Annotated in this window: 20 protein-coding genes; 10 read left to right on the forward strand and 10 right to left on the reverse strand. The window is 67.5% G+C overall.

What is annotated here, in order from left to right; translation table 11 throughout:
- Positions 1-2: 2 nt before the first annotated feature.
- Positions 3-257 (forward strand): alpha/beta hydrolase, encoded by a 255-nt coding sequence (locus P5W98_RS05310; protein ID WP_434718432.1) that lies wholly within the window; start codon positions 3-5, stop codon positions 255-257.
- A 22-nt stretch (positions 258-279) separates the two neighbouring features.
- Here P5W98_RS05310 and P5W98_RS05315 read toward each other — a convergent pair whose 3' ends face one another.
- Positions 280-1500 carry a CaiB/BaiF CoA transferase family protein gene (locus P5W98_RS05315; protein WP_421044058.1) on the reverse strand — a complete coding sequence of 407 codons (1221 nt, stop codon included), beginning with the start codon at positions 1498-1500 and terminating at the stop codon, positions 280-282.
- Between the two features lie 342 nt (positions 1501-1842).
- Here P5W98_RS05315 and alaS point away from each other — a divergent pair, with 342 nt between their 5' ends.
- On the forward strand, positions 1843-4467 hold the full coding sequence (gene alaS / locus P5W98_RS05320) for an alanine--tRNA ligase (protein ID WP_434718433.1): 2625 nt from the start codon (positions 1843-1845) through the stop codon (positions 4465-4467).
- A 123-nt stretch (positions 4468-4590) separates the two neighbouring features.
- Here the strand turns inward: alaS and P5W98_RS05325 are convergent, their stop codons facing one another.
- Complete coding sequence (locus P5W98_RS05325) at positions 4591-5520, reverse strand: LysR substrate-binding domain-containing protein (RefSeq protein WP_421023597.1); 930 nt, start codon at positions 5518-5520, stop codon at positions 4591-4593.
- A 125-nt stretch (positions 5521-5645) separates the two neighbouring features.
- Here P5W98_RS05325 and P5W98_RS05330 point away from each other — a divergent pair, with 125 nt between their 5' ends.
- The 7 genes from P5W98_RS05330 to P5W98_RS05360 all read left to right on the forward strand — a co-directional run bounded on the left by P5W98_RS05330 (position 5646) and on the right by P5W98_RS05360 (position 11989).
- On the forward strand, positions 5646-6908 hold the full coding sequence (locus P5W98_RS05330; RefSeq protein ID WP_434718511.1) for a YbfB/YjiJ family MFS transporter: 1263 nt from the start codon (positions 5646-5648) through the stop codon (positions 6906-6908).
- Between the two features lie 171 nt (positions 6909-7079).
- Entirely contained in the window at positions 7080-7610 is a 531-nt protein-coding gene (locus P5W98_RS05335) for an NUDIX domain-containing protein (protein WP_421023598.1), read from the forward strand.
- Positions 7611-7680: 70 nt separating this feature from the next.
- Positions 7681-8142, forward strand: coding sequence for an acyl-CoA thioesterase (locus P5W98_RS05340; RefSeq protein WP_421023599.1), 462 nt, complete (start codon positions 7681-7683; stop codon positions 8140-8142).
- A 45-nt stretch (positions 8143-8187) separates the two neighbouring features.
- Positions 8188-9153: a branched-chain amino acid ABC transporter permease gene (locus tag P5W98_RS05345; protein WP_421023600.1), complete on the forward strand. Its 966-nt coding sequence runs from the start codon at positions 8188-8190 to the stop codon at positions 9151-9153.
- Between the two features lie 6 nt (positions 9154-9159).
- The gene (locus P5W98_RS05350) at positions 9160-10488 is read left to right on the forward strand and encodes a branched-chain amino acid ABC transporter permease (RefSeq protein ID WP_434718434.1); all 1329 of its coding nucleotides are present in this window, start codon (positions 9160-9162) and stop codon (positions 10486-10488) included.
- Positions 10485-11288, forward strand: a complete 804-nt coding sequence (locus tag P5W98_RS05355) for an ABC transporter ATP-binding protein (protein WP_421023602.1) — start codon at positions 10485-10487, stop codon at positions 11286-11288. The genes P5W98_RS05350 and P5W98_RS05355 overlap by 4 nt, the downstream gene beginning before the upstream one ends.
- Positions 11285-11989 carry an ABC transporter ATP-binding protein gene (locus tag P5W98_RS05360; RefSeq protein WP_434718435.1) on the forward strand — a complete coding sequence of 235 codons (705 nt, stop codon included), beginning with the start codon at positions 11285-11287 and terminating at the stop codon, positions 11987-11989. Before P5W98_RS05355 ends, P5W98_RS05360 begins: the two co-directional genes overlap by 4 nt.
- Here the strand turns inward: P5W98_RS05360 and P5W98_RS05365 are convergent.
- The 4 genes from P5W98_RS05365 to P5W98_RS05380 form a co-directional block, all read right to left on the reverse strand.
- Complete coding sequence (locus P5W98_RS05365) at positions 11975-12937, reverse strand: ATP adenylyltransferase family protein (protein WP_434718436.1); 963 nt, start codon at positions 12935-12937, stop codon at positions 11975-11977. The genes P5W98_RS05360 and P5W98_RS05365 overlap by 15 nt on opposite strands.
- Before the next feature lie 6 nt (positions 12938-12943).
- Positions 12944-13429: an adenosine-specific kinase gene (locus P5W98_RS05370; RefSeq protein ID WP_421023605.1), complete on the reverse strand. Its 486-nt coding sequence runs from the start codon at positions 13427-13429 to the stop codon at positions 12944-12946.
- A 176-nt stretch (positions 13430-13605) separates the two neighbouring features.
- The gene (locus P5W98_RS05375) at positions 13606-14850 is read right to left on the reverse strand and encodes an MFS transporter (protein WP_421023606.1); all 1245 of its coding nucleotides are present in this window, start codon (positions 14848-14850) and stop codon (positions 13606-13608) included.
- Between the two features lie 236 nt (positions 14851-15086).
- Entirely contained in the window at positions 15087-15494 is a 408-nt protein-coding gene (locus P5W98_RS05380) for a hypothetical protein (RefSeq protein WP_434715446.1), read from the reverse strand.
- A gap of 539 nt (positions 15495-16033) precedes the next feature.
- Here P5W98_RS05380 and P5W98_RS05385 point away from each other — a divergent pair.
- A complete protein-coding gene (locus tag P5W98_RS05385; RefSeq protein WP_421023608.1) occupies positions 16034-17662 on the forward strand; it encodes a methyl-accepting chemotaxis protein in 1629 nt (542 codons plus the stop codon).
- A 7-nt stretch (positions 17663-17669) separates the two neighbouring features.
- Here the strand turns inward: P5W98_RS05385 and iolB are convergent, their stop codons facing one another.
- Genes iolB through P5W98_RS05405 form a run of 4 tightly spaced genes read right to left on the reverse strand, consistent with a single transcriptional unit; the run spans position 17670 to position 23414 of the window.
- Positions 17670-18473: a 5-deoxy-glucuronate isomerase gene (gene iolB, locus P5W98_RS05390; protein WP_421023609.1), complete on the reverse strand. Its 804-nt coding sequence runs from the start codon at positions 18471-18473 to the stop codon at positions 17670-17672.
- The gene (gene iolE / locus P5W98_RS05395) at positions 18470-19405 is read right to left on the reverse strand and encodes a myo-inosose-2 dehydratase (RefSeq protein WP_434718437.1); all 936 of its coding nucleotides are present in this window, start codon (positions 19403-19405) and stop codon (positions 18470-18472) included. Before iolE ends, iolB begins: the two co-directional genes overlap by 4 nt.
- A complete protein-coding gene (gene iolD, locus P5W98_RS05400; protein WP_434718438.1) occupies positions 19402-21399 on the reverse strand; it encodes a 3D-(3,5/4)-trihydroxycyclohexane-1,2-dione acylhydrolase (decyclizing) in 1998 nt (665 codons plus the stop codon). The genes iolE and iolD overlap by 4 nt, the downstream gene beginning before the upstream one ends.
- A complete protein-coding gene (locus tag P5W98_RS05405; protein WP_434718439.1) occupies positions 21396-23414 on the reverse strand; it encodes a bifunctional 5-dehydro-2-deoxygluconokinase/5-dehydro-2-deoxyphosphogluconate aldolase in 2019 nt (672 codons plus the stop codon). The genes iolD and P5W98_RS05405 overlap by 4 nt, the downstream gene beginning before the upstream one ends.
- Positions 23415-23441: the final 27 nt, after the last annotated feature.

Below are 23441 nucleotides of genomic sequence, written 5' to 3' on the forward strand. Positions count from 1 at the left end.
CGATGAACGAACCGCGGGCGCGGGTGCTGCCGGGCTATCTGAACTCGGGGTCGGGGCATGGGCAAAGGCGCTGGGAGGCCGCACACGCGGGGTTCGAGCGAGTGCGCATGCCCGACCGGATGCATCCGGATTGCAACGCTTGGTGTCGCACGCTCGAGGTCACCTTGAATGCCGATCCGGCGGGCGCGAGCTGCGTGCTGCTGGCGGCGCACAGCTTCGGATGGCTGATGTCGATGCGCAAGGGCGGGGCGGCTTGATCCCCACCTCGCCACCCGCGCTTCAGGCCACGCCCTTGCCGCGCAGAGCCGCCACCTGCTCCTCGCTATACCCGAGCACGTCGCGCAGCACCTGCACGGTGTGCTCGCCCAGCGTCGGCGGATGGCTCGTCACGGTGGGCGGCGTCTCACTCATGCGGATGGGGTTGCGCACGAGCCGCGCCGTCGCGCCCGAGGGGTGCGGCACATCGACCTGCATGCCGCGCGCGACCACCTGCTCGTTCTCGAACACTTCCGCGAGGTTGTTGATCGGCCCGCACGGCACGCCCGCGCCTTCGAGCGCGCTGATCCAGTCGGCCTTGCTGCGCGTGCGAATCAGATCGGCGACGATCGGCACCAGCGTGTCGCGATTGCGCACGCGCGCGGGATTGGTCGCGAAGCGCTCGTCGTCGGCGAGCTCGGGGCGGCCCGCGATCTCGACGAACTTGCGGAACTGCCCGTCGTTGCCCACCGCGAGAATGATCCAGCTGTCGCTCGTCTGGAACGCCTGATAGGGCACGATGTTCGGATGCGCGTTGCCCCAGCGCGCCGGCGGCGTGCCGCTCGCGAGGTAGTTCGTGTTCATGTTCGCGAGCATGGCCACCTGCACGTCGAGCAGCGCCATGTCGATGTACTGGCCGGCGCCCGTGCGGTCGCGGTGCGCGAGCGCCGTGAGCACGGCGATGGTCGCGTACATGCCGGTCATGAGATCGGCGATCGCCACGCCCGCCTTCTGCGGGCCGCCGCCCGGCAGGCTGTCGCGCTCGCCCGTGATGCTCATGAAGCCGCCCATGCCCTGCACGATGAAGTCGTAGCCCGCGCGCGGAGCGTAGGGCCCGGTCTGACCGAAGCCGGTCACCGAGCAGTAGATGAGGTCGGGCTTCACGGCGCGCAGCGACTCGTAGTCGAGCCCGTACTTCTTGAGCTGCCCGACCTTGTAGTTCTCCAATACGACATCGCTTTGCGCCGCGAGCTCGCGCACGATGCGCTGGCCCTCGGGCGTCGCGATGTCGAGCGTCACCGAGCGCTTGTTGCGGTTCGGCGCGAGATAGTAGGCGGCTTCGGCGGTGTCCTGGCCGTCCGGCGTCTTCAGGTACGGCGGCCCCCAATGGCGCGTGTCGTCGCCGGCGCCCGGGCGCTCCACCTTGATCACGTCGGCGCCGAAGTCGGCGAGGGTCTGCGCGCACCATGGTCCGGCAAGGACGCGGGTGAGGTCGAGTACGCGGATATGACTGAGAGCGCCCATGCTATGTCTTCCAATGTCGTTCTGTGGCCCGGGGCCGCCCATGCGGGCAGCGTGGCGGCCGATTCGGGCATCTTAAGCGATCTGCCCGCGAAGATGTTGTTTTTCGGTACAAAGTTCCGCTATGCGGAACATGGCAGGCGAGACGGACCAGCATGCCGGCACGCTGTCTCGCCCGTGCACACTGCGGAGCGCGCCGCCGCGAGCGCACGGCGATCCCGTATAATCGTCCGATTCAGCATCGCCGATTCCGCGCGCATCCGGGAGCATTCCAGGTCCATGCGCGGGCTTCGACGACTTCACAAGATTCAGCACTGAACGCCCCGAAGGTAAATACAGCACGCCATGAAAGCCGCCGAAATCCGCGAGAAATTCCTCAAGTTCTTCGAGTCGAAGGGCCACACGATCGTGCGCTCGTCGAGCCTCGTGCCGGGCAACGACCCCACGTTGCTGTTCACCAACTCGGGCATGGTGCAGTTCAAGGACGTGTTCCTCGGCACCGAATCGCGTCCGTACTCGCGCGCCACGACGGCGCAGCGCAGCGTGCGCGCGGGCGGCAAGCACAACGACCTCGAGAACGTCGGCTACACCGCGCGCCACCATACGTTCTTCGAGATGCTCGGCAACTTCTCGTTCGGCGACTACTTCAAGCGCGATGCGATTCACTACTGCTGGGAACTGCTGACCAAGGTCTACGGCCTGCCGGCCGAGAAGCTCACGGTCACCGTCTACAAGGAAGACGACGAAGCCTTCGACATCTGGGCGAAGGAAGTGGGCGTGCCGGTGGAGCGCATCATCCGCATCGGCGACAACAAGGGCGCGCGCTACGCCTCCGACAACTTCTGGCAGATGGCCGATACCGGCCCCTGCGGCCCGTGCTCGGAAGTGTTCTACGACCACGGCCCGGAAGTGTGGGGCGGCCCCCCGGGGTCTCCTGAAGAAGACGGCGACCGCTTCATCGAGATCTGGAATCTCGTGTTCATGCAGTTCAACCGCGACGCCCAGGGCAACATGACGCCGCTGCCCAAGCAGTGCGTCGACACGGGCATGGGGCTGGAGCGACTCGCCGCCGTGCTGCAGCACGTGCACAGCAACTATGAGATCGACCTGTTCCAGAACCTGATCAAGGCCGCTGGCCGCGAGACCGGCACCGCCGACCTCACGAACAACTCGCTGAAGGTGATCGCGGACCACATCCGCGCGTGCTCGTTCCTGATCGTCGACGGCGTGATTCCGGGCAACGAAGGCCGCGGCTACGTGCTGCGCCGCATCGTGCGCCGCGCGATCCGACATGGCTACAAGCTCGGCCGCAAGACCGGCTTCTTCCACAAGCTCGTGAACGACCTCGTCGTGGAGATGGGTGCGGCCTATCCGGAACTGAAGGAAGCGCAGCAGCGCGTGACCGATGTGCTGCGCCAGGAAGAAGAGCGCTTCTTCGAGACCATCGAGCACGGCATGTCGATTCTCGAAGCCGCGCTGGCCGACCTCGAAGCCAAGGGTGGCAAGACGCTCGACGGCGAACTCGCCTTCAAGCTGCACGACACCTACGGCTTTCCGCTCGATTTGACGGCGGACGTTTGCCGCGAGCGCAACGTCACGGTCGACGAACCGGCCTTCGACGACGCCATGGCGCGTCAGCGCGAGCAGGCGCGCGCGGCGGGCAAGTTCAAGATGGCGCAGGGCCTCGAATACTCGGGCGCGAAGACCACGTTCCACGGCTACGAGGAAATCGTCTTCGACGACGCGAAGGTCGTCGCGCTCTACGTGGATGGCGCTTCGGTCAACGAAGTGAAGGCGGGCCAGGACGCCGTGGTCGTGCTCGACCACACGCCGTTCTACGCGGAATCGGGCGGCCAGGTGGGCGACCAGGGCGTGATCTCGAACGCGAGCGTGCGCTTCGCGGTGGCGGACACGCTCAAGGTCCAGGCCGACGTGAGCGGCCACCACGGCATGCTCGAGCAGGGCACGCTCAAGGTGGGCGACATCGTGAAGGCGGAAATCGACGCCATCCGCCGCGCCCGCACGGCGCGCAACCACTCGGCCACGCACCTGATGCACAAGGCGCTGCGCGAGGTGCTGGGCCAGCACGTGCAGCAAAAGGGCTCGCTCGTCGATGCGGATAAAACCCGCTTCGACTTCGCGCACAACGCGCCGATGACCGACGAGCAGATTCGCCGCGTCGAAGAAATCGTCAATGCGGAAGTGCTCGCGAACGCGCCCGGCATCGTGCGCGTGCTGCCTTACGACGAAGCCGTGAAGGGCGGCGCGATGGCGCTTTTCGGCGAGAAGTACGGCGACGAAGTGCGCGTGCTCGACCTCGGCTTCTCGCGCGAGCTGTGCGGCGGCACGCACGTGAACCGCAGCGGCGACATCGGCCTCTTCAAGATCGTGATGGAAGGCGGCGTGGCGGCAGGCATCCGCCGCGTGGAAGCGATCACGGGCGACAACGCCGTGCGTTTCGTGCAGGAACTCGACGCGCGCGTGAACGCGGCGGCGGCGGCTCTGAAGGCGCAGCCTTCGGAACTCACGCAGCGTATCGCGCAGGTCCAGGATCAGGTGAAGTCGCTCGAGAAGGAACTGGGCGCGCTCAAGTCGAAGCTGGCGTCGAGCCAGGGCGACGAGCTCGCGGGCCAGGCCATCGAAGTGAACGGCGTGCACGTGCTGGCCGCCACGCTCGAAGGCGCGGACTCGAAGACGCTGCGCGAGACGGTGGACAAGCTCAAGGACAAGCTCAAGAACGCGGCGATCGTGCTGGCGGCCGTCGACGGCGGCAAGGTCAGCCTGATCGCGGGCGTGACCGCCGAGGCCAGCAAGAAGGTCAAGGCCGGCGAGCTCGTGAACTTCGTGGCCCAGCAGGTGGGCGGCAAGGGCGGCGGCCGTCCGGATATGGCGCAGGCCGGCGGCACCGAGCCTGCTAACCTGCCGGCGGCGCTTGCGGGTGTGAAGGGCTGGGTCGAAGCGAAGCTGTAACGCCCGCGCGCGGCTGGGAAGCCGCGGGGATCGATGGGATCAATGCAAGAGGGCTGTCCGTAAGGGCGGCCCTTTTTGTTTGGGTGCGCGCCGCAGGCGGGGTTGGGTCGCTTCCGGTTGCGCTCAGGCGCTCGTTGGCAAACGCTCTGCCCTGGCCGTCTCGTCGCGAGCGCGCGCTTCGCTTTGCGCATGCGCCAGCAGTGCGGTCTTCAAGACGTCCAGCGCGGGCGAAAAGTGCCCGCGCCGCCACGCGAGCAGTGTATCGACCTGGCCGAGCTTGCCGAACGAGTGAATCGCCACTTCGTCGGCGTTGCGCTGCAGTTCGAGCACGGCGCGAGGCGCAACCGCCACGCCGGCACCCGCCGCCACGCAGGCGACGATCGCGTGATACGAGCCGAGCTCCAGCACGCGCGTGGGCCGGATGCCGTGCTCCAGATACCAGGCCTCCACATAGTCGCGGTAGGCGCAGCCGCGCTCGAACGCCACGAGCGTCGAGAGCGCGACGTCGCCGGGCTGGCGGATCGGCCGGTGGCCACGCGGCGTGATCATCACCAGCTCCTCGCGGTATACGGGCACGTAGTCGAAGGTTTCGGCGTCGGGCGGGCCGGCGAGCGGCATCGCGATCAGCGCGGCGTCCACCTCGAACTCGCGCAGACGCTCGATCAGGTGGCCCGTGGTGCCGGTCTCCAGTTCGAGCGTGACCTCCGGCCAGTTCTGGTGGTAGCGCGCGAGGATGCCCGGCAGGCGGGTGGCCGCCATGCTTTCCATGGTGCCGAGGCGCAGGCGTCCGCTCGGCGTGCCCGCCTTGACGGCGTGGCGCGCCTCGTCGGCGAGCGCGAGCAGGCGCTCGGCGTAGGGCAGCAGTCTCTTGCCCGCGGGCGTGAGCACGAGGCGGCGACCGTCGCGCGTGAAGAGCGGCGTGCCGAGCTGGTCTTCGAGCTGTTTGATGCGCGTGGTGACGTTCGATTGAACCCGGTTGAGCTTGGCGGCGGCCCGCGTCACGCCGTTTTCCCGGACGACGGCGCGAAAGATCGCGAGCGCGGCGAGATCCATGATTCTCTCCTGGGGATGGATCTGTTCATCATAATTCATTTTTCGTGAACGTTATCGGCGACTACGATGCTCACAGCGGCGTCCTGTGCGACGCCCCCGCCATCTCCAGTGAGCCGCTGCCGATCATGAACGACATTGCTTCCCGCGCCGATGCCTCCCGCGTGCTTCCCACGCATCCGGCCCATCGTCGGCACGCCGCGCGGCGCGCCGCGCTCGCCTGCATGGCGGTGCTGGCGGTGGCGCTCGGCGTCGGGCGCTTCGCGTTCACGCCGCTGCTGCCGTTGATGCTGCATGGCGGCGCGCTGGATTTGCGCCATGGCGGCTGGCTGGCGTCGCTCAACTACGCGGGCTATTTTGTCGGCGCGGTGGGGTGCGTGGCGTTGCGCTTCGCGCCCACGCGCATCGTGCGCGCCGGGCTGGCGGCAACGGCGCTTTTGATCGTCGCGATGGGCCTGACGCATTCGTTCTGGATCTGGGCGATGGTGCGCTTCGCGGCGGGCGCGGTGAGCGCGGCGACGTTCGTGTTCGCGTCGCAGTGGGGCCTGCGGCGCCTCGCGCAACTCGACGCGAACGCGTGGGGCGGGGTGATCTTCACGGGGCCGGGAGTCGGCATCGTCGCGACGGGGGTGATGGTGAGCGCGGCGGGTGGCCTGGGCGCGCAGGCGGGCTGGATCGGCTTCGGGCTGATCTGCGCGCTGATCGCAGCGCTCGTGTGGCCGGTGATCGGCGACGATGCAAGCGAGCCGCCTGGTGCGGCGGCCGCGCCCCTGTCCCCGGCCCGAACTGCCACGCCGGCGGCCCCGGCCGACGGGTCGCGCACCGACGCCTTCTGGCTCGTGCTCCTCTACGGCGTGCCGGGCTTCGGCTACATCATCACAGCGACCTTCCTGCCCGTGATCGCGCGCCACGCGCTGCCGGGCTCCATTTGGCCCGACCTGTTCTGGCCGATGTTCGGCGTCGCGCTGATCGTAGGCGCGCTTTCGGCGGCGCGCGTGCCGCTGCGCTGGGACAACCGGCTCATTCTCGCCGCCTGCTATGTGCTGCAGTCGCTGGGCATCGCGCTCGGCATCGTCTGGCCGAACGCCGTGGGCTTCTCGCTCGGCAGCGTGCTGATCGGCCTGCCATTCACGGCGATTACGTTGTTCGCCATGCGCGAAGCGCGCCTGCTGCGCGGCGAGCATGCCGCCGCGCTCATGGGCTACGCGACCGGCGCGTACGGAATCGGACAGATCGCGGGGCCGCTCGTGGCCGCGCCGCTGGCGGCATCAACGGGCTCGTTCTCGCCTTCGCTCGGGCTCGCGGCGCTGGCCTTGCTCGCGGGCGCAGCGGGGCTTGTGTGGCGCGCCGTGCGTGCGCGTGGGCGAGTGAGGATGAGTGAGGGAGGATGAGTGAGGGAGGGCGTCATCCCTTGCCGGGATGCCAGAGATAGGGATTGGCGCTGCACGCCGTCCTCGATGGCGCACTAAAATAGCCGTTTCGTGCTGTTTTTTTGCTATTGCGCGCCGTTGCGGAGCGACCCGCCGGACGGCTGCCGCATACCCTGCGATCCCGACCGATTCATGAGCGAATACCAGTTTTGCCCGCGTTGCGCGTCGCGCCTCACCGAACGCGCCGATCCCGAGCATGAGGGCGGCCGCGTGCGCCTTGCGTGTCCCGATCTCGCCTGTGGCTATGTCCATTGGAACAACCCGCTGCCTGTCGTGGCCGCCATCGTCGAGTACGAGGGGCGCATTCTGCTCGCGCGCAACGCGGCCTGGCCCGAGGGCATGTTCGCGCTCATCACCGGCTTCCTCGAAAACGGCGAAACGCCGGAGGAGGGCATCGCGCGCGAGGTGTTCGAAGAGACCGGGTTGCGTGCGCAAAGCGTCGAACTCGTGGGTGTCTACGAATTCGTCCGCAAGAACGAGCTCATCATCGCTTATCACGTGAAGGCGGCGGGCGTGATCGCGCTTTCGCCGGAGCTGCTCGAATACCAGCTCGTGGAGCCCGCGAAGCTGCGGCCATGGCGTGCGGGCACCGGCCCGGCGCTCGGCGACTGGATGCGCCGGCGCGGCCTGCCTTTCGAATATGTCGAGCGGCCCGGGCAGTGAGCGCGCACCGGTACGCTGCCCGACTCCCGGCTTTGATGAACCTCACCTGTCCGATGAATCGACTCCTCCGATGAACCGACCCGTTGCCATCGCGCGTTCCGACTATCGCCATTTCCTGTCCATCACCACGCGCTGGATGGACAACGACGTCTACGGCCACGTCAACAACGTCGTCTACTACAGCTACTTCGACACGGTCGTGAACGAGTATCTGATTCGCCAGGACGCCCTCGATATCGAACACGGCGCGACCATCGGGCTGGTGGTCGAAACGCAGTGCAACTACTTCGCGCCGCTCGCGTTCCCCGAGCGTGTGGAGGCGGGGCTGCGGGTGGCGCGGCTCGGCTCGTCGAGCGTGCGCTATGAAGTCGCGCTCTTTCGCGAAGGCGAGTCCACGCCTGCGGCGCAGGGACATTTCGTGCACGTCTACGTCGATCGCGTTACGCGCCGTCCCGTGAGCGCGCTGCCCGATGCCTTGCATGCCGCGCTCGCGCCGCTGGTGGCCGAGGGCGCAGGCGCGCCGCCGGCCTGAACGCGCCCTTCACACGACACAACAACACCGCCAAAGGCGTCCTCCGTGCAGGCTTTCGTGATCGACATGCTCAACGGCGCAAGCTACGGCCTGCTGCTGTTCATGTTGTCCGCCGGGCTCACGCTGATCTTCAGCATGCTCGGCGTGCTCAACTTCGCGCATGCGAGCTTCTACATGCTCGGGGCGTATCTGGGCGTCACGCTTGGAGCGACGCTCGGGTTCGGCTGGGCGCTCGTGCTCGCGCCGCTCGCCGTCGGCTTCGCGGGCGCTGCGTTCGAGCGCACGCTGCTGCGCCGAGCGCACCCGGCCAACACTGGCACGATGGGCAATCCGCTCAATGCGCTGTTGCTGACCTTTGGCGCTGCCCTGGCGATCGGCGAACTGGTCAAGCTCGTCTGGGGCTTGCAGCCGCTCGCGGCGAGCGTGCCCGCATGGCTCGACGGCGCGCTTTTCAGATTCGGCGGCGCGGCTTTCTCGCGCTATCGCGCGTTTGCGATGCTCGTGGCCATCGCGATGCTCGGCGCGATCCACGCGGCACTGCGCGTCTCGCGCACGGGCCTCGTGGTGCGCGCGGCGCTCACGCATCGGGAGGCGGTCGAAGCGCTTGGCCACGATGTGCCGCGCGTGCAGACAATGGTGTTCGCGCTCGGCACCGCGCTTGCCGCGCTGGCGGGCGTGGTTGCCGCGCCGCTCTTCGTGGTCGAGCCGGCGATGGCCGAATCGATGGGCTCGATCGTGTTCGTGGTGGTCGTCACGGGGGGGCTCGGGTCGCTCTCCGGCGCGTTCGTCGCTGCGCTCGCGGTAGGCCTGCTGCAAACCTTCGCGGTGTCGAGCGACGTATCGCTGGGCGGCGTGGCCGCACATCTGGGGGTGACGCTCGCACCCGCGTGGCGTGCGCTCACGCTGGCGCAGATTGCGCCGCTGCTGCCGTATCTGCTGCTGGTCGCGATGCTCGCGGTGCGTCCGCAAGGCTTGTTCGGCCAACGCGGCCAGCGTGGCGGGGACGCGTGACGCGCCATGAAAGCCGATAAATCCCGCACCGAAGTGGACACGGCCGGCCAGCGGCCGGCGCGTTGGCGCCACTGCGCGCCCTGGCTTGCGCTCGCGGTGCTGCTTGGCCTGCCGCCGTTCGTTTCCGCGTGGCTTTCGCCCGCTGGCGTGCCGCAGGGCTGGCTGCTCGCTTGCCTCGCCCAGACGGCGACGATGATCGTCTTCGCGCTCTCGTACAACCTCCTGCTCGGCGAAACGGGGCTGCTGTCATTCGGCCACGCGGCGCCCGCGGGGCTCGGGGCGCTTGCCGCTGCACACGTCTTCAATCACTACGCGATTCCGTTGCCGCTGCTGCCGCTCGTGGGCGGTGTGACGGGCGCTGCGGTCGGCGCAGTGATCGCGCTCGTCGCCGCGCGCCGCGCCGGCACCGCGTTCGCCATGATCACGCTCGGGCTCGGCGAGCTCGTTGCCGCTGCCGCGTGGGCGCTGCCCGACTGGTTCGGCGGCGAGGCGGGCGTTGCCATCGACCGCGCCAGCGGGCCGGCCATGTCAATGGTGCGAGCCGCGGCAAGCTGGACCTTCGGACCGGATCGTCAGGCGTACTGGGTAATTGCCGCTTGGTGCCTGGTTGCAAGCGTCGTGATTCGCGTGCTGTCGCGCGCGCCGTTCGTGCGTCTCGCCAACGCGGTGCGCGACAACCCGGTGCGCGCCGCGTCGCTCGGCGCGTCGCCGGCGCGCGTGCGAACAGCAATGATCGTGCTCGCGGCGGGTTTCGCCGGTGTCGCCGGCACGCTCACGCTCATCAATGTGGAACTGGCTGCCGCCGAAAGCGTCGACATGATGCGCTCGGCGGCCGTGCTGATCGCGACCGTGACGGGCGGGACTGCATCGTTCTTCGGGCCGGTGCTCGGCGCGCTGGTGTGGGTCGCGTTCAGCGTGGGCGTGGCGAGCATGTCGCGGGCGTGGATGCTGTACGTGGGGCTCTTTTTCATCGTCGTGGTGCTGGCGGCGCCGGACGGGCTCGCGGGTCTTGCCGCGCGTCAGCGCGCAGCGCTCGCCCGGCACGGTTGGCGGCAATGCGGCGCGTACTGGACGATGGCCGTGCTCGCGGCTGCGTGCGGCGCGCTGGCGCTTGTGCTGGCGGTGCAATGGGCCTATGCGCTGCGCTTTGGCGACGACGCTGCGGGCGCGTGGTTCGCCATGCTCTCGGCACGTGCGGCGTGGGGGCTCGCCATGGCGATTGGCGTGTTGACGGGCGTGGCGTTCTGGACGGCGCGCCGCGCGCGGCACGCCGTGCGCGCGCTCGATCAGCACGAGCGGCTCGACACGCTCGACCGGCGCAAGGAGGCGGCATGACGCCCGCGCTGCAACTCATCGGCGTCGAGAAACGCTTTGGCGCGACGGCCGTGCTGCGCGGCGTCGATCTCGACGTGCGCCAGGGCGAGCGCCACGCGCTGATCGGTCCCAATGGCGCAGGCAAGTCCACGCTGTTCAGTCTGATCGCGGGTGAGCAGCGCGCGAGTGCCGGACGCATTGTGTTGCACGGCGAGGACGTCACGCGCCTGACGAGCGCCGTGCTCGCCCGGCGCGGCCTTGCGCGCAGCTTCCAGACCACGAGCGTGTTCGCGCGCCTGCCGGTGCGCGAAAACCTGCGCTGCGCGGTACTGGCGTCGCTGCGCGGCGGTGCGGGGCTCGCGGCGCGCTGGCTGGGCTCGGCGCGCGCCGACGCACGCGTGGCCGAACTGCTCGACGCCCTGGGCCTCGCGCACGCCGCGCAACGCGAGGCCGCGGCGCTCAGCTACGCCGAGCAACGCGCGCTCGATCTGGGTCTCGCGCTCGCTGGCGGCGCGCACACGCTGCTGCTCGACGAGCCCACCGCCGGCATGAATCGCGCCGAAGCTTCGCGCGCCGTCGATCTGATCCGCGCGACCACGGCGGGCAAGACGGTGTTGCTGATCGAGCACGACATGGATGCCGTGTTCGGCCTCGCCGAACGCGTTTCGGTGCTGGTGCAGGGGCGCGTGATCGCGACCGGAACACCCGAGGCGATTCGCACCGATGCAGCCGTGCGCGACGCCTATCTGGGCGCGCATTTCGATGTCCGCTTCAATGCCCGCTTCAACGCCCCCGAATACATGAGGAGGCGCTCGCCATGACGGCGCTGCTCGAAGTCGGGAATCTGCGCGCGTGGTACGGCGCGAGCCAGGTGCTGCATGGCGTCGATCTGCGCATCGGCGCGGGGGAGATCGTCGCGCTCGCGGGCCGCAACGGCTCCGGGCGCTCGACGCTCGCGAAGGCGTTGATGTCGATGGTCGAAGCCGAGGGTGTGCGCCGTTTCGCGGGCGTGGATCTCGCGCCGCTGCGCACCTTCGAGATCGCGCGGCTGGGCCTGGGCTATGTCGCGGAGCAGCGCGACGTGTTCCCGACCCTGAGCGTCGACGAGAACCTGCGTCTCGGTCTCGCGAAGCGTGGCGCTACGCGCTTCACCATCGACGACGCTCGCGCGCTGTTTCCGATCCTGCGCGAGCGCCGCAGCGCGCGCGCGGGCGTGCTCTCGGGCGGCGAGCAGCAGATGCTCGCGCTGGCCCGTGCACTCGTGGGCGATCCTGATCTCCTGATCGTCGACGAGCCCGCCGAGGGGCTTGCCGCGCAGATGGCCGCGCGCGTCGGCGCGTGCCTGCGCGCGCTGCGCGAACGCGGCATTGCGGTGCTGCTCATCGAGCAGCGCCTCGAACTTGCACCAGGGCTCGCGGACCGCATCGCGGTGATGGGGCATGGACGCATCGTGTTCGAGGGCACGCCAGGAGCGCTTGCGCAGCGCGAAGACATCGTGCGCGACTGGCTAGGCGTGGGCTGACGCCGGCGGCGCATCTGGTCTTGCGACGCGCGCGAGCGCCGTCATCGGCCCGATGCGCGCGAGCGTTTCGTATTGCTCCGCATCGCGCACGAACAGCGAGCCCGCGAAACCGAGCGCGTTCACGGAGATGCCCGCGACGCGTTCCGTTTCGCGCGGCACGACCAGCATCCAGCGGCGCGTGACGAGCAGGTTGTAGGGCGTGCGTTGATGCGGCACGCCATCGACGTGAACCGCGCCGACGCCTGCCGTGCGTAACAACGCACAGTAGGCGTCGAGTGCGCGCTGTGCTTCCTGATCCGCGATTTCATCAGCGGCATGTCCGTCCAGATCGAGCCGCGCGAAGGCGTGCGCGAAAGGCAGCCCCGGCACACGGCTTTCGTTGGGCGCAGCCGCGCCGAGCAGCGTCTCGATTGGCACCGATGCCCCTTGCACGTCGAGCGGCAGCGGCACCGCCTGAAGATGCTTGTGTGGCTGGCTCGCGCCGGCTTCCGGGCCGCCGTTGTAAAAAGCCAGCGCATCGTAACCGCGCAGCACGACGAGCAGCGCTGCGAAATCGGCGTGATCGAGCAGCGCTTCCTGGGGCGCGAAGCGGCGCGTGACGATCAGCAGATGCTCGTCGAGCGCGTTGTATTTGTTGAGCAGTGCTACGTGCGTCGAAGAAAGATCACCGACGCACAGGTCTTCGTCATAGGGCAGAAAGGGGTTGCGTCGCGGCGGCGGCGTCGGCGTCGGCGTTTGCAGCGCATCTTGCGAAGGCGCACCCGCGTGCCGCGCCGCCTCCTTGCGCGCGAGACTCGACACCTCGCGAACCACAAAGCGCACGCCGCCATCGTCGATGTGCGTGAGCGTGGTTTCGATGGGCTGCAGCGCTCCGCATAGCAGCGCGTGGCGCGTGCGCTGGGCGATGGCGTCGCGCAGCGCGCGGGCCGTGAGCAGGCTCGCGGCCATCGGCGCTCAGGCCTTATAGCCGATCGCGCGCAGCAGGTCGAGGCGCCAGCGCACGTCTTCCCCGGTTTCGACGCCAAGCGGCGGCTCGCCATCCACCACGCCGATAATGCCGCGCCCCTGGTCGGTCTCGGCGATCAGCACTTCGGTCGGATTGGCGGTCGCGCAAAAAATGCGGCAGACCTCGGGCACGGCTTTCACGGCATTGAGCACGTTGACGGGGAAGTAGCCCTCACCGAGAAACACGATGAAACTGTGACCTGCCGCGATACGCAGCGCGTTGTCGGTGGCCATCTCGATGAGCGCGTCGCTGGTGCCCGAGCGGCGCACGAGACGCTTGCCCGAGGCCTCGCAGAACGCGAGGCCGAACTGGATGCCGGGCACCGCGCCATAGAGTGCTTCGTGCAGGTCTTCGACCGATTTGATGAAGTGCGATTGCCCGAGGATGAAGTTGGTGGCTTCGGGCTTGACAATCTCTACCGTGGACAATTGCATGGCGGACCTCCCGCGCGGCAGCGGCGTGATTCAAGAAGCCTAGTATGAAGTCGCCGCGTGTCCAAGGCGAGGGCTTTGGGCCATTTCATGCACTGCCGCAATGAAAAACGGCCGGCGCCCCTGCGGACAAACGGCCGTGGTACATGCATTGCGCGCTTCGGCGCTCAGGCGCCTTCTCAGGCCGCTTGCTTCGCGCGCTTGCCCTCCACATCGGGCAGGAACACCGTGAGGATGCCGATGAGCGGCAGGAACGAGCAGACCTTGTAGACGAAGCTGATGCTGGTGGCGTCGGCGAGCTGGCCGAGCACCGCCGCGCCGATGCCGCCGAGGCCGAACGCGAAGCCGAAGAACAGCCCCGCGACCATGCCCACCTTGCCGGGAATCAGCTCCTGCGCATAGACGAGGATCGCCGAGAACGCCGAGGCGAGCACCACGCCGATGATCACGGTCAGCACGCTGGTCCAGAACAGGTTCGCATAGGGCAGCAGCAGCGTGAACGGCGCCACACCCAGGATCGAGCCCCAGATCACGTACTTGCGGCCGATGCGGTCGCCCAGCGGGCCGCCGATGATCGTGCCGGCCGCCACCGCCGCAAGGAAGATGAACAGATGAATCTGCGCGGCCTGTACGGTCAGGTGGAAGCGGTCGATCAGATAGAACGTGAAGTAGCTGTTGATGCTCGCGAGGTAGAAGTACTTCGAGAACACCAGCAGCACGAGAATGCCCATGGCGGCGGCCACATGACGACGCGAAAGCGCGACGTGCGAACCCTCGGCGCGCTTTTTCTTCATCGCCGGATGGGCCTTGTACCAGCGGCCGATCTGCGTGAGCACGAACATTGCGACGAGCGCCGCCACCGAGAACCACGCAATGCTGCGCTGGCCGTGCGGAATCACGATCGCGGCGGCGAGCAGCGGCCCGAGCGAGGTGCCCGCATTGCCGCCCACCTGGAACAGCGACTGCGCGAGGCCGTGGCGGCCGCCCGAAGCCATGCGCGCGACGCGCGACGATTCCGGATGGAACACCGAGGAGCCGCAGCCCACCAGCGCCGCCGCGACCAGCAGCACGGGGAAGCTCGGCGCCACCGACATCAGCAGCAGGCCGCACAGCGTGAAGCCCATGCCGACGGGCAGCGAGTACGGCATCGGGCGCTTGTCGGTGAAGACGCCCACGAGGGGCTGCAGCATCGAGGCCGTGATCTGGTAGGTAAGCGTAATGAGGCCGATCTGCGTGAACGACAGCGAGAAGTTGTCCTTGAGCATCGGATAGATGGCCAGGATCAACGACTGGATCATGTCGTTGAGCAGATGCGAAAAGCTGATCGCGCCGAGCACGGAGTACACGGTGCGCTGCACGCTGGAGGCGGGCGTCGCCGAGGGCGCGGACGCAGGCGCGGCGCGCTTGTCGAGACTGGTTTCCATATTGTCGATAAGCGAAAAGGCTTCACGCGGGCGCTGCGTCGGGAGCGGGGTTCATACAGGCATGAAGAACCCGGCGCGGCGATGGCATGAAAAGGTCATGTATAGGAGTTATGAAGCGCAGTGTAATGTGTCTTGACTGAACAGTCCGGACATATTTTGTCGAGAATCGGCCATTCGTGGCCGATTCTCTTTTATGACCTTTCGCACATCGGTTCTCGTGGACCTCGCCCGTCCCGCTATAACGACCCGCTACGCCTCGCGAGCAGCGTGCGCGCCACGCCGCCAAGGGCGTACATGAACTCGGTGTCGAGCCCGGCTGTCGCTGCCTCGTGGGGCGCAATGCCTGCGCCCGCGAAGAACGCCGCGACGAGGGCTGCGGCGGTATCCTCCTGCGCCATCGGCAACGGCCGCGCGGTGCTCGCCGCGTGGCGCTCCAGCGGATCGATGACGTCGGCTGGCATCGGTGCCGTGCGGCTATCGGGGTGTGCCGAGGCGGCCAACCCGGGGAACGACGCACGCAGCACTGCGAACCGGTCGTTGACTGCCTCGGGGGCAGGGTGCGTCGCGGCGCGCGCAGGCGCCGCCACCGCGGCTCGCGACGCGGCTGCGCCGCTTGACCGAAGCGATTGCACGGCGAACATCATTGGCGCCATATCGTGCAGTCCGGCTGAAATGTGTGTCGTAGCGGACCCTCATGGGTACGGGCGCTAGTTCTGCAGCCGCGCTCCACTGGGCGTCGGGCGGAGGCTGATCGCCGGCCGCGTTGGCAGGGGCGGCGGGTACGCCAGGGGCGGCGTGGTCCAACTCGCCGGCCAGGCCGTGGATCTCGAAGAGATCTCGCGATAGCGGCGCGATGTCCGGCGCGATGTCCGGCGCGATATTGGCCGCGATGTCGGCCGCATCGCCCACCGCGCCTGCTCGCGAGGCGTCGTCATGAGGCTCGGCCATGGGCGCCGGGACATTCATCGAGAATGCGCTATGCAGTTCGTTTGGCATGCGTCGTTCATTTATATGAGCACGGGGCTCCAAAGGGGCGAAGTGCAGACGTCTTGCTCATGGGTAAATTGCAAACGCCTGACGCACGCCGCGCTAAAGTTTTTGGCGAATCTGCCGTAGACGGGGTCGAGGCGGACCTGGGGAAATCTCTCGTGCAGCCGGACAACAAGAAGGAGACCGTCAAGACATGAAAGCTGCATTGCAGGGACGGCGGCACGCCAGTTTCGTGCCGCAAGATGCGCGAGCGGGCAGGGCGCTCTCGGTGAAGACGATGTTGCGGGTTGCGTTTGCGGTGGTGCTGGCCGGTACGCTGGCTATCGGCGCATTTTCGCTCGCGCAGATCAGTCGTCTGAACGATTCAACAGGATCGATTTACGAGCAGGGCCACATTGCCAGCCGTGCGGCGGAGGAAGCGCGCGCTCAGGTGCTGCGGGCGAGCCGCGCGCAGAAAATGCTGCTCACGGCGACCACCGCCAAGGAGCGCGACGATCTGGGCGCCGACATCGAAAAGAATCTTGCCGCGCTCGTGACCGAAATGAAAGTGCTCGAACAATATTCGGCTCAGTCGGGAAGTGACGCGCTTGCCCAGCAAAAGCAGTTCGCGGCGGCGGTGCAAACATGGAGCGGGCAATTGCGCGAGTTTGTCACGCTGGTGAAGGCGCAGCCGCTCGATCTTTCGCAGATGAACTGGCAAGTCGGCACGCGGGACGTGTCGCTGCTCGTCGAAACGGAGAAGCTCGAAACGCTCGTCGATCGGCTCGTTGCACAGCGCGGCGCTGCCGCCAAGGCGACGATCGCCGCGTCGGCGTTCATCTACGAATCGTCGTTCGTGATGATCGCTGCGGCGACGGCGGGTCTCTTCGTGCTCGCGTTCGTCGTGAGTGAATGGGTCGTGAGGCGACTCGCGCGCCAACTCGGCGGCGAACCCGCCCATGCGAAGGCCATTGCCGCGCGTATTGCTTCGGGAGATCTCGCACAGCCGGTCGAGGTTCACGCGCGCGACGCGTCCAGCATGCTGGGCGCTTTGCGGGACATGCAGAAAGGGCTTTCGGCGACTGTGGCCGAGATCGCCGCGAGCGCGGAAGCGATTGCCGCTGCATCGGGACAGATTTCAACGGGCAATCTCGATCTTTCGCACCGCACCGAGGCGCAGGCCGTTGCGCTCGAACGCACCGCGAGCAGCATGGAGCAGTTGACCTCCACGGTGCGCCTGAACGCCGAAAACGCGCAGCAAGCGAGCACGCTGGCCGGCAACGCTTCGCAGATCGCGCAGAAGGGGGGCGCCGTGGTGGGCCGCGTGGTGGCCACGATGAATGAGATCAACGAGAGCGCGAAGAGCATCGCCGACATCATCGGTGTGATTGAGGGCATCGCGTTTCAAACCAACATTCTGGCGCTCAATGCCGCGGTCGAAGCGGCGCGGGCGGGTGAGGAGGGACGCGGTTTCTCGGTGGTCGCGGGCGAGGTGCGCAATCTCGCGCAGCGCAGCGCCGCGGCGGCGAGAGAGATCAAGGCCTTGATTACCGACTCGGTCGCGCGCGTGGCGAACGGCTCGACGCTCGCCAGCGACGCGGGCCGGACCATGGAAGAAGTCATGTCCGCCGTGAAGCGCGTGAACGACATCATCGGCGAAATTTCGGCGGCGTCGAGCGAGCAGCGCTCCGGCATCGAGGAGATCAATCGCGCGGTGACGCAAATGGATGCAGGCACGCAACAGAACGCCGCGCTGGTGGAAGAGGCCACGGCGGCGGCGCAGTCGCTCGACGATCAGGCCAATGTGCTCAAACGTCTCGTGAACACTTTTCAGCTCGCGTGACATTGCCTCACTTCGCGTCGCGCTCGATGATCCACTCGTGCGCGGGATCGTTGTGGAAGTGCCACTCGCGTTTGGGACCGGCCATGACGTTCAGGTAGTACGAGTCATAGCCGTACGGCACGACCACGGGATGGTAGCCGCGCGGCACCATCACGACGTCGTGATCCTCCACGGCCATGGTCTCGTCGAGATCGCGCAGGTCGGTATAGACGCGCTGGAACGCGAAGCCCTGCTGCGGATTGAGCCGGTGGTAATAGGTCTCCTCCAGTGCGCTCTCTTGCGGCAGGCGGTCGGCGTCGTGCTTGTGCGGCGGATAGCTCGACGAATGGCCCGAGGGCGTGCGCACCTCCACTACAAGCAGCGATTCCGCCGGTTCAGTCTGCGGAAGAATATCGCAGACGTAGCGCGTATTCGCGCCCTTGCCGCGCGTGGAGCGCTTCATTTGTGAGGGCTCGATGAGCCGCACCGGCAGCGTGCCCTGTGCGGGCGCGCTCGCCACGCCCAGCTCGGCCTCGCGGGTGGCGCGCACTGTGGCCTTCACGCCGGGCGGCACATAGAGTGCGTACGGCGCGGCGTCTTCGAATACGCTGTCACGCGAGCCGAGATTCGAATACTGCCTGCCGTCTGCTTCGATATTCACGGCGCCCGAGAGCACGACGATGCAGCTTTCGCGGTCCGTCTCGTAGACATAGACCAACTCGTCCGCCGCGAGCCGGTACGCGGCGAAGCCGACATAGCGCCAGCCCGCCGTGGCGGGCGTGACGCGCGCGATCGTCTGGCCTTCGCGCTCGGCCTTGACCAACAGGCTCATGCTGCCTCCTTGCTTGTGCCACTTTCCTGGTTATCCGAATCAATGGGCGAATCGATCAGCGAACGCAGCGTGCGGTAACCCTTTTGTGCATACTCGTACGATGGTGCGATCACCGGATCCTGCTCGGCCTCCACGACGAGCCAGCCGCGATAACCGTGCTGTTTCAGGCGCGCGACGATCGCCGGAAAGTCGACTGCGCCGTCACCGGGCACCGTGAAGGCCCCCGCTAGCACCGCGTCGAGGAAACTCCAGTTGCGGTTGCGTGCGAGCTTCACGACGGCGGGGCGCACGTCCTTGCAGTGCACGTGGCAGACGCGCGCGATGTGCTTGTCGAGTTCTACGACGGGGTCGCCCCCCGCGAACGTGATATGGCCCGCGTCGAACAGCAGCCCCACGGCGTCGCTCGTGCGCGCCATGAGCTTGTCGACGTCGGCGGGCGTCTCCACATACGCGCCGATGTGATGGTGATACGCAAGCCGCACGCCGCGCGAAAGCGTATGACGCGCGAACCCCTCCACGCGCGCGGCGTAGTCGTCCCACTGCTTTTCGCTGAAAAAGCGCGGGCGCTGATAGAGCGGGCGCGGCGCGCCCTGAATCGAATCGGCGACTTCGCCATACACCATCACGGTGGCGCCGTTTTGCGCGAGCAAATCCAGATGCGGGCCGACGGCCTCGATCTCCGCCGCCACGCTGCGATGTGCCAGCATGCCCGAGTACCAGCCCGACACGAGCGACAGATCGTATTGCGCGAGCAATGCCTTGAGCGCCTGCGGTTCGCGCGGAAATTTGTTGCCGAGCTCAAAGCCTTCGTAGCCGATCTCGCGCCCTTCGGTGAGCGCCACGGAGAGAGGCGTTTCGCCTCCGAGCGAGGGCAGGTCGTCGTTCATCCACGACAGCGGATTGATGCCGATGCGTACGTCGAATGCGCTCATGTGGGTTCCGTCTCGTCATGCCTGGATGGGGTCGTGGGCTGCGCATCGCCGGTCCGCTCGCGCCGGCCGCGCGCAGCGAGATGCGCGTCATAGTGCTCGCGTGCTTCGCGCACGGCAGCACGTGTCGATACCTCGGGCACGGCGACTTCCCACCACCAGCCGCCTTCCTCGGTCGTGCGTGCAGGGTCGGTGTCGATGCTGATGAGGTAGGTGCGTGAGGCTGCGCGCGCACGTTGCAGCGCGGTTTCGAGTTCCGCAATGTTGGCGACGTGCTCGGCCTGCGCACCCAGCGCGCGCGCGTGCGAAGCGAAGTCGATGCGCGGCGCGCCGAGCGGCCCTTGCGCGCAGTCCTCGAACAGATTGTTGAACGGCGCGCCGCCGCAGGCCTGCTGGAGCCGGTTGATGCAGCCATAGCCACGGTTATCGAGCACGATGATGATGAGCTTCGCGCCGAGCATCACCGAGGTGGCGATCTCGCTGTTCATCATCAGGTAGCTACCGTCGCCCACCATGACGATGACTTCGCGATCGGGCCGCGCGAGCTTCGCGCCCAGCCCGCCCGCGATCTCGTAGCCCATGCACGAGTAGCCGTATTCGACGTGGTACGCGCCCGGCTGGCCTGCGCGCCAGAGCTTGTGCAGTTCGGCGGGTAGGGTGCCGGCCGCGCATACGACAATGTCTTCGGTGTACGAACGGCTCGACGAGCGCTGCACGGCGCCGATCACATCGGCATCGTAGGGCAGGCTGTGACGCTCCTGCGGCGCGTGGGTGAGCGCGTCCACGCTTGCGCGCCATTCGTCGGCTAGGCGCCGCGCGCAGGCGGTCCAGTTCGCGTCCGCGCGCCAGTTGAGGAGTTCGTCGCCGAGTGCCGCGAGCGCGAGCTTCGCGTCGGCCTCCACGGTCAGGCCGTTGTGCTTGAGCGCGTCGAAGCCGTTCGCGTTCACGCCGATCACGTGTGCGTGCGCGAACAGCGAATTCGAGCCGGTCGTGAAGTCCTGCAGGCGCGTGCCCACCGCGAGGATGCAGTCGGCGTCGCGCGCGAGCGCGTTCGCGGCGGGCGAGCCCGTCACGCCGATGGCGCCCACATTGAGCGGGTCGTCCCAGGCGAGCGCGCCCTTGCCCGCCTGCGTTTCCGCCACCGGAATGCCGCGCGCGGTGGCGAGCGCCTTGAGTTGAGCCGCGGCCCGCGAGTAGAGCACGCCGCCGCCCGCGACAATGAGCGGACGCTTGGCGCGATGCAGTTGCGCAAGCGCCGCGTCGATCTCGCTTTGCACTGGCACATTCGCATGAAAGTTCACGAGGCGCGGTGTGAAGAAGCTCGCGGGATAGTCCCACGCCATGGCCTGCACGTCCTGCGGCAGCGCGAGCGTGACCGGGCCGCACTGCGCAGCGTCGGTGAGCACGCGCAGTGCGCGCGGCAAGGCGGTGAACAACTGCGCGGGATGCACGATGCGGTCGAAATAGCGCGACACCGGCTTGAGCGCGTCATTGGCGGAGACGCCGCCATCATGAGGATCTTCGACTTGCTGAAGCACCGGGTCGGGTTCGCGCGAGACGAACGTGTCGCCGGGCAAGAGCAGGAGCGGCAGGCGGTTCACGTGCGCGAGCGCGGCGGCTGTCACGAGGTTGGTGGCACCTGGACCGATCGAGGTCGTGACGGCCATCATGCGGCGGCGGAAATGTGCCTTTGCATAGGCGATCGCGCTGTGCGCCATCGCTTGCTCATTGTGCGCGCGCAGCGTGGGCAGTTCGTGGCGATAGTGATAAAGCGCCTCGCCGAGGCCCGCCACGTTGCCGTGCCCGAAAATGGCGAACACGCCGCCGAACAGCGGCTCTGTACGGCCTGAGCCGTCATCGCAGGCTACGCGCTGCGCCGCGAGAAAACGCACCAGTGCCTGTGCCGTGGTGAGGCGCATCGTAGCGGCAGGGGTATTGGGCTGGGCGTCGGGCGTTGTCTGTGATGTGCCAGCGTTGGGAGCAATGCGCTGATTCATGCTGCTTTCTCCTCATGCGTGGCGTGAGCATCGCGCTGCTGTGTCGGGTCTTGTACCTCGCTTCGCGCTGCGCGCCAAGCCGCGATCAGCGCCTCGAAGGCGCGGCGCACGCGTGCGACCAGTTCCTGGTCGTCGATTTCTCCCGCGAGCCAGGCGAGGCTCGGCTCGTAGAAGATCGTGCGTCCTACCGTGAAGCCGCGGCACGTCTGCGAAGCCGCCGCCGCGCGAAAGCCGCTCGTCAATTGCTCGATGGGCGCCGAGAGGCCCAGCAGCACCACGCCACGGCAATACGGATCGCGTTCGGCGATCAGCGCGTCAATCTCGCGCCACTGCGCCGCGTCCATCGGTTCGAGCTTCCACCACTCGGGGTAGAGGCCGATGTTGTAGAGCCGCTTGAGCGCGCGATAGACGGTGTCGGGGGCGTTCGGCTTGCCATCGAGCTTCGGCGGAATCACTTCGAGCAGCAGTTCATGGCCGCTTGCCTGGACCGCGTCGTAGAGCGCGCGTAGCTGCGCTTCCTGTTCGAGGCGCTGCTCGATGGGCTCGTCGGGGTGGAACTGCACGAGACACTTCACCGTATGCCCGATGGGCCAGGCTGCGAGCGTGGTGCCGATCGAGCGGCCATGGTCGAACACGAGCGGCACCGAGCCCGGCAGCTCGACCGGCCGGCCGATCCACCAGTCGCGCCCGGTTGCCGCGTTGAGCGCGTCCTGGCCGTAGCGGTCGTCGATCAGGACGCCGATGCGGCCTTGCAAGCCGAGCTCGCTTTCGGTCTGCGCCACGGCGTCGACGAACAGGTTCTTCAGGTGCGAGATACGCGCCTCGCTGGCGCCGGTTTGCTGGGCGAGGTCGAAGAACTGGTTGCGATGATCGAATGCGAAACCCAGCACCTCGTCGTACTGTTTGCGCGCGGGCGTCACGCGATGCAGTCGGGCGAGCGTCGCGTCGCGGTCGGGGCGGCGCATGCGCACGGGGTCCATTGCGGCTTCGCGCAGGAAATAGTCGAGCTCTGCAGGTGTGGGCATGGCAGGCGCGCAACCGTGGCGCGAGACCACGAGCGCGCCGCACGCATTGGCCGCACGGGCGCAGTCCTCGAGCGGCGCGTCGCGCAGCCAGCCCGAAAGAAAGCCCGCCGCAAACGCGTCGCCCGCGCCGAGCACGTTGAGCACTTCGACTTCCACGCCGCGCTGCAACGGCACGGTATCGAGGGAATCGGGCACTGCGCCCTCGACGATCTGGCAGCCGAGCGGGCCGCGCTTCACGAGCAGCGTGGCGGCCGTGACCTCGCGCACGCGCTTGAGCGCGTCGGGGAGGTTCTCCTTGCCGCCCGCGATGCGGAACTCTTCCTCGGTGCCGATCACGAGGTCGAAGCGCGGCAGGATCCGTTGCAGATGCTCGCTCACGCCTGCGCTCGCGATGAAGCGCGTTTCGCCGTCAGCCTTGCCGGTCAGGCCCCAGAGCACGGGCCGATAGTCGATGTCGAGCACGGTGCGCACGTTGTTGCGGCGCGCGTAGTCGAGCGCGGCGAGGCTCGCGCGGTTCACCTGTTCGGTCGAGAAGTGCGTACCGGTGATGAGCAGCGCTTTCGACGAGGCAATGAAGGCTTCGTCGAAGTCACCCGCATCGACGGCCATATCGGCGCAGTTCTCGCGATAGAAGATGAGCGGAAAGGTATCGCGGTCCTTCAAGCCGAGCAGCACCAGGGCGGTGAGCCGATCGCGGTCGATGCGCACGTGGCTCGTATCGCAGCCTTCCTTGGCGAGTGTTTCAGTGAGGAAGCGGCCCATATGGTCGTCGCCGACGCGCGTGAGCATGGCCGCGTTCAGGCCGAGCCGCGCGCAGCCAAAGGAAATGTTCGCCGACGAACCGCCGAGATACTTGGCGAAGGTGGAGACATCCTCGAGCCGCGCGCCCACCTGCTGCGCATAGAGATCCACGCCGAGCCGGCCGAGGCAGACGATGTCGCGGCTGCGCGCGCGCGCGAAGCGCGAAGGGGAGGTGCTGGGGAGAGCCATGAGCATTCCTGTCGTATTCGGTCCCGC

The sequence above is a fragment of the Paraburkholderia sp. A1BS-2L genome, from assembly GCF_051125205.1.
Lineage (GTDB): Bacteria > Pseudomonadota > Gammaproteobacteria > Burkholderiales > Burkholderiaceae > Paraburkholderia.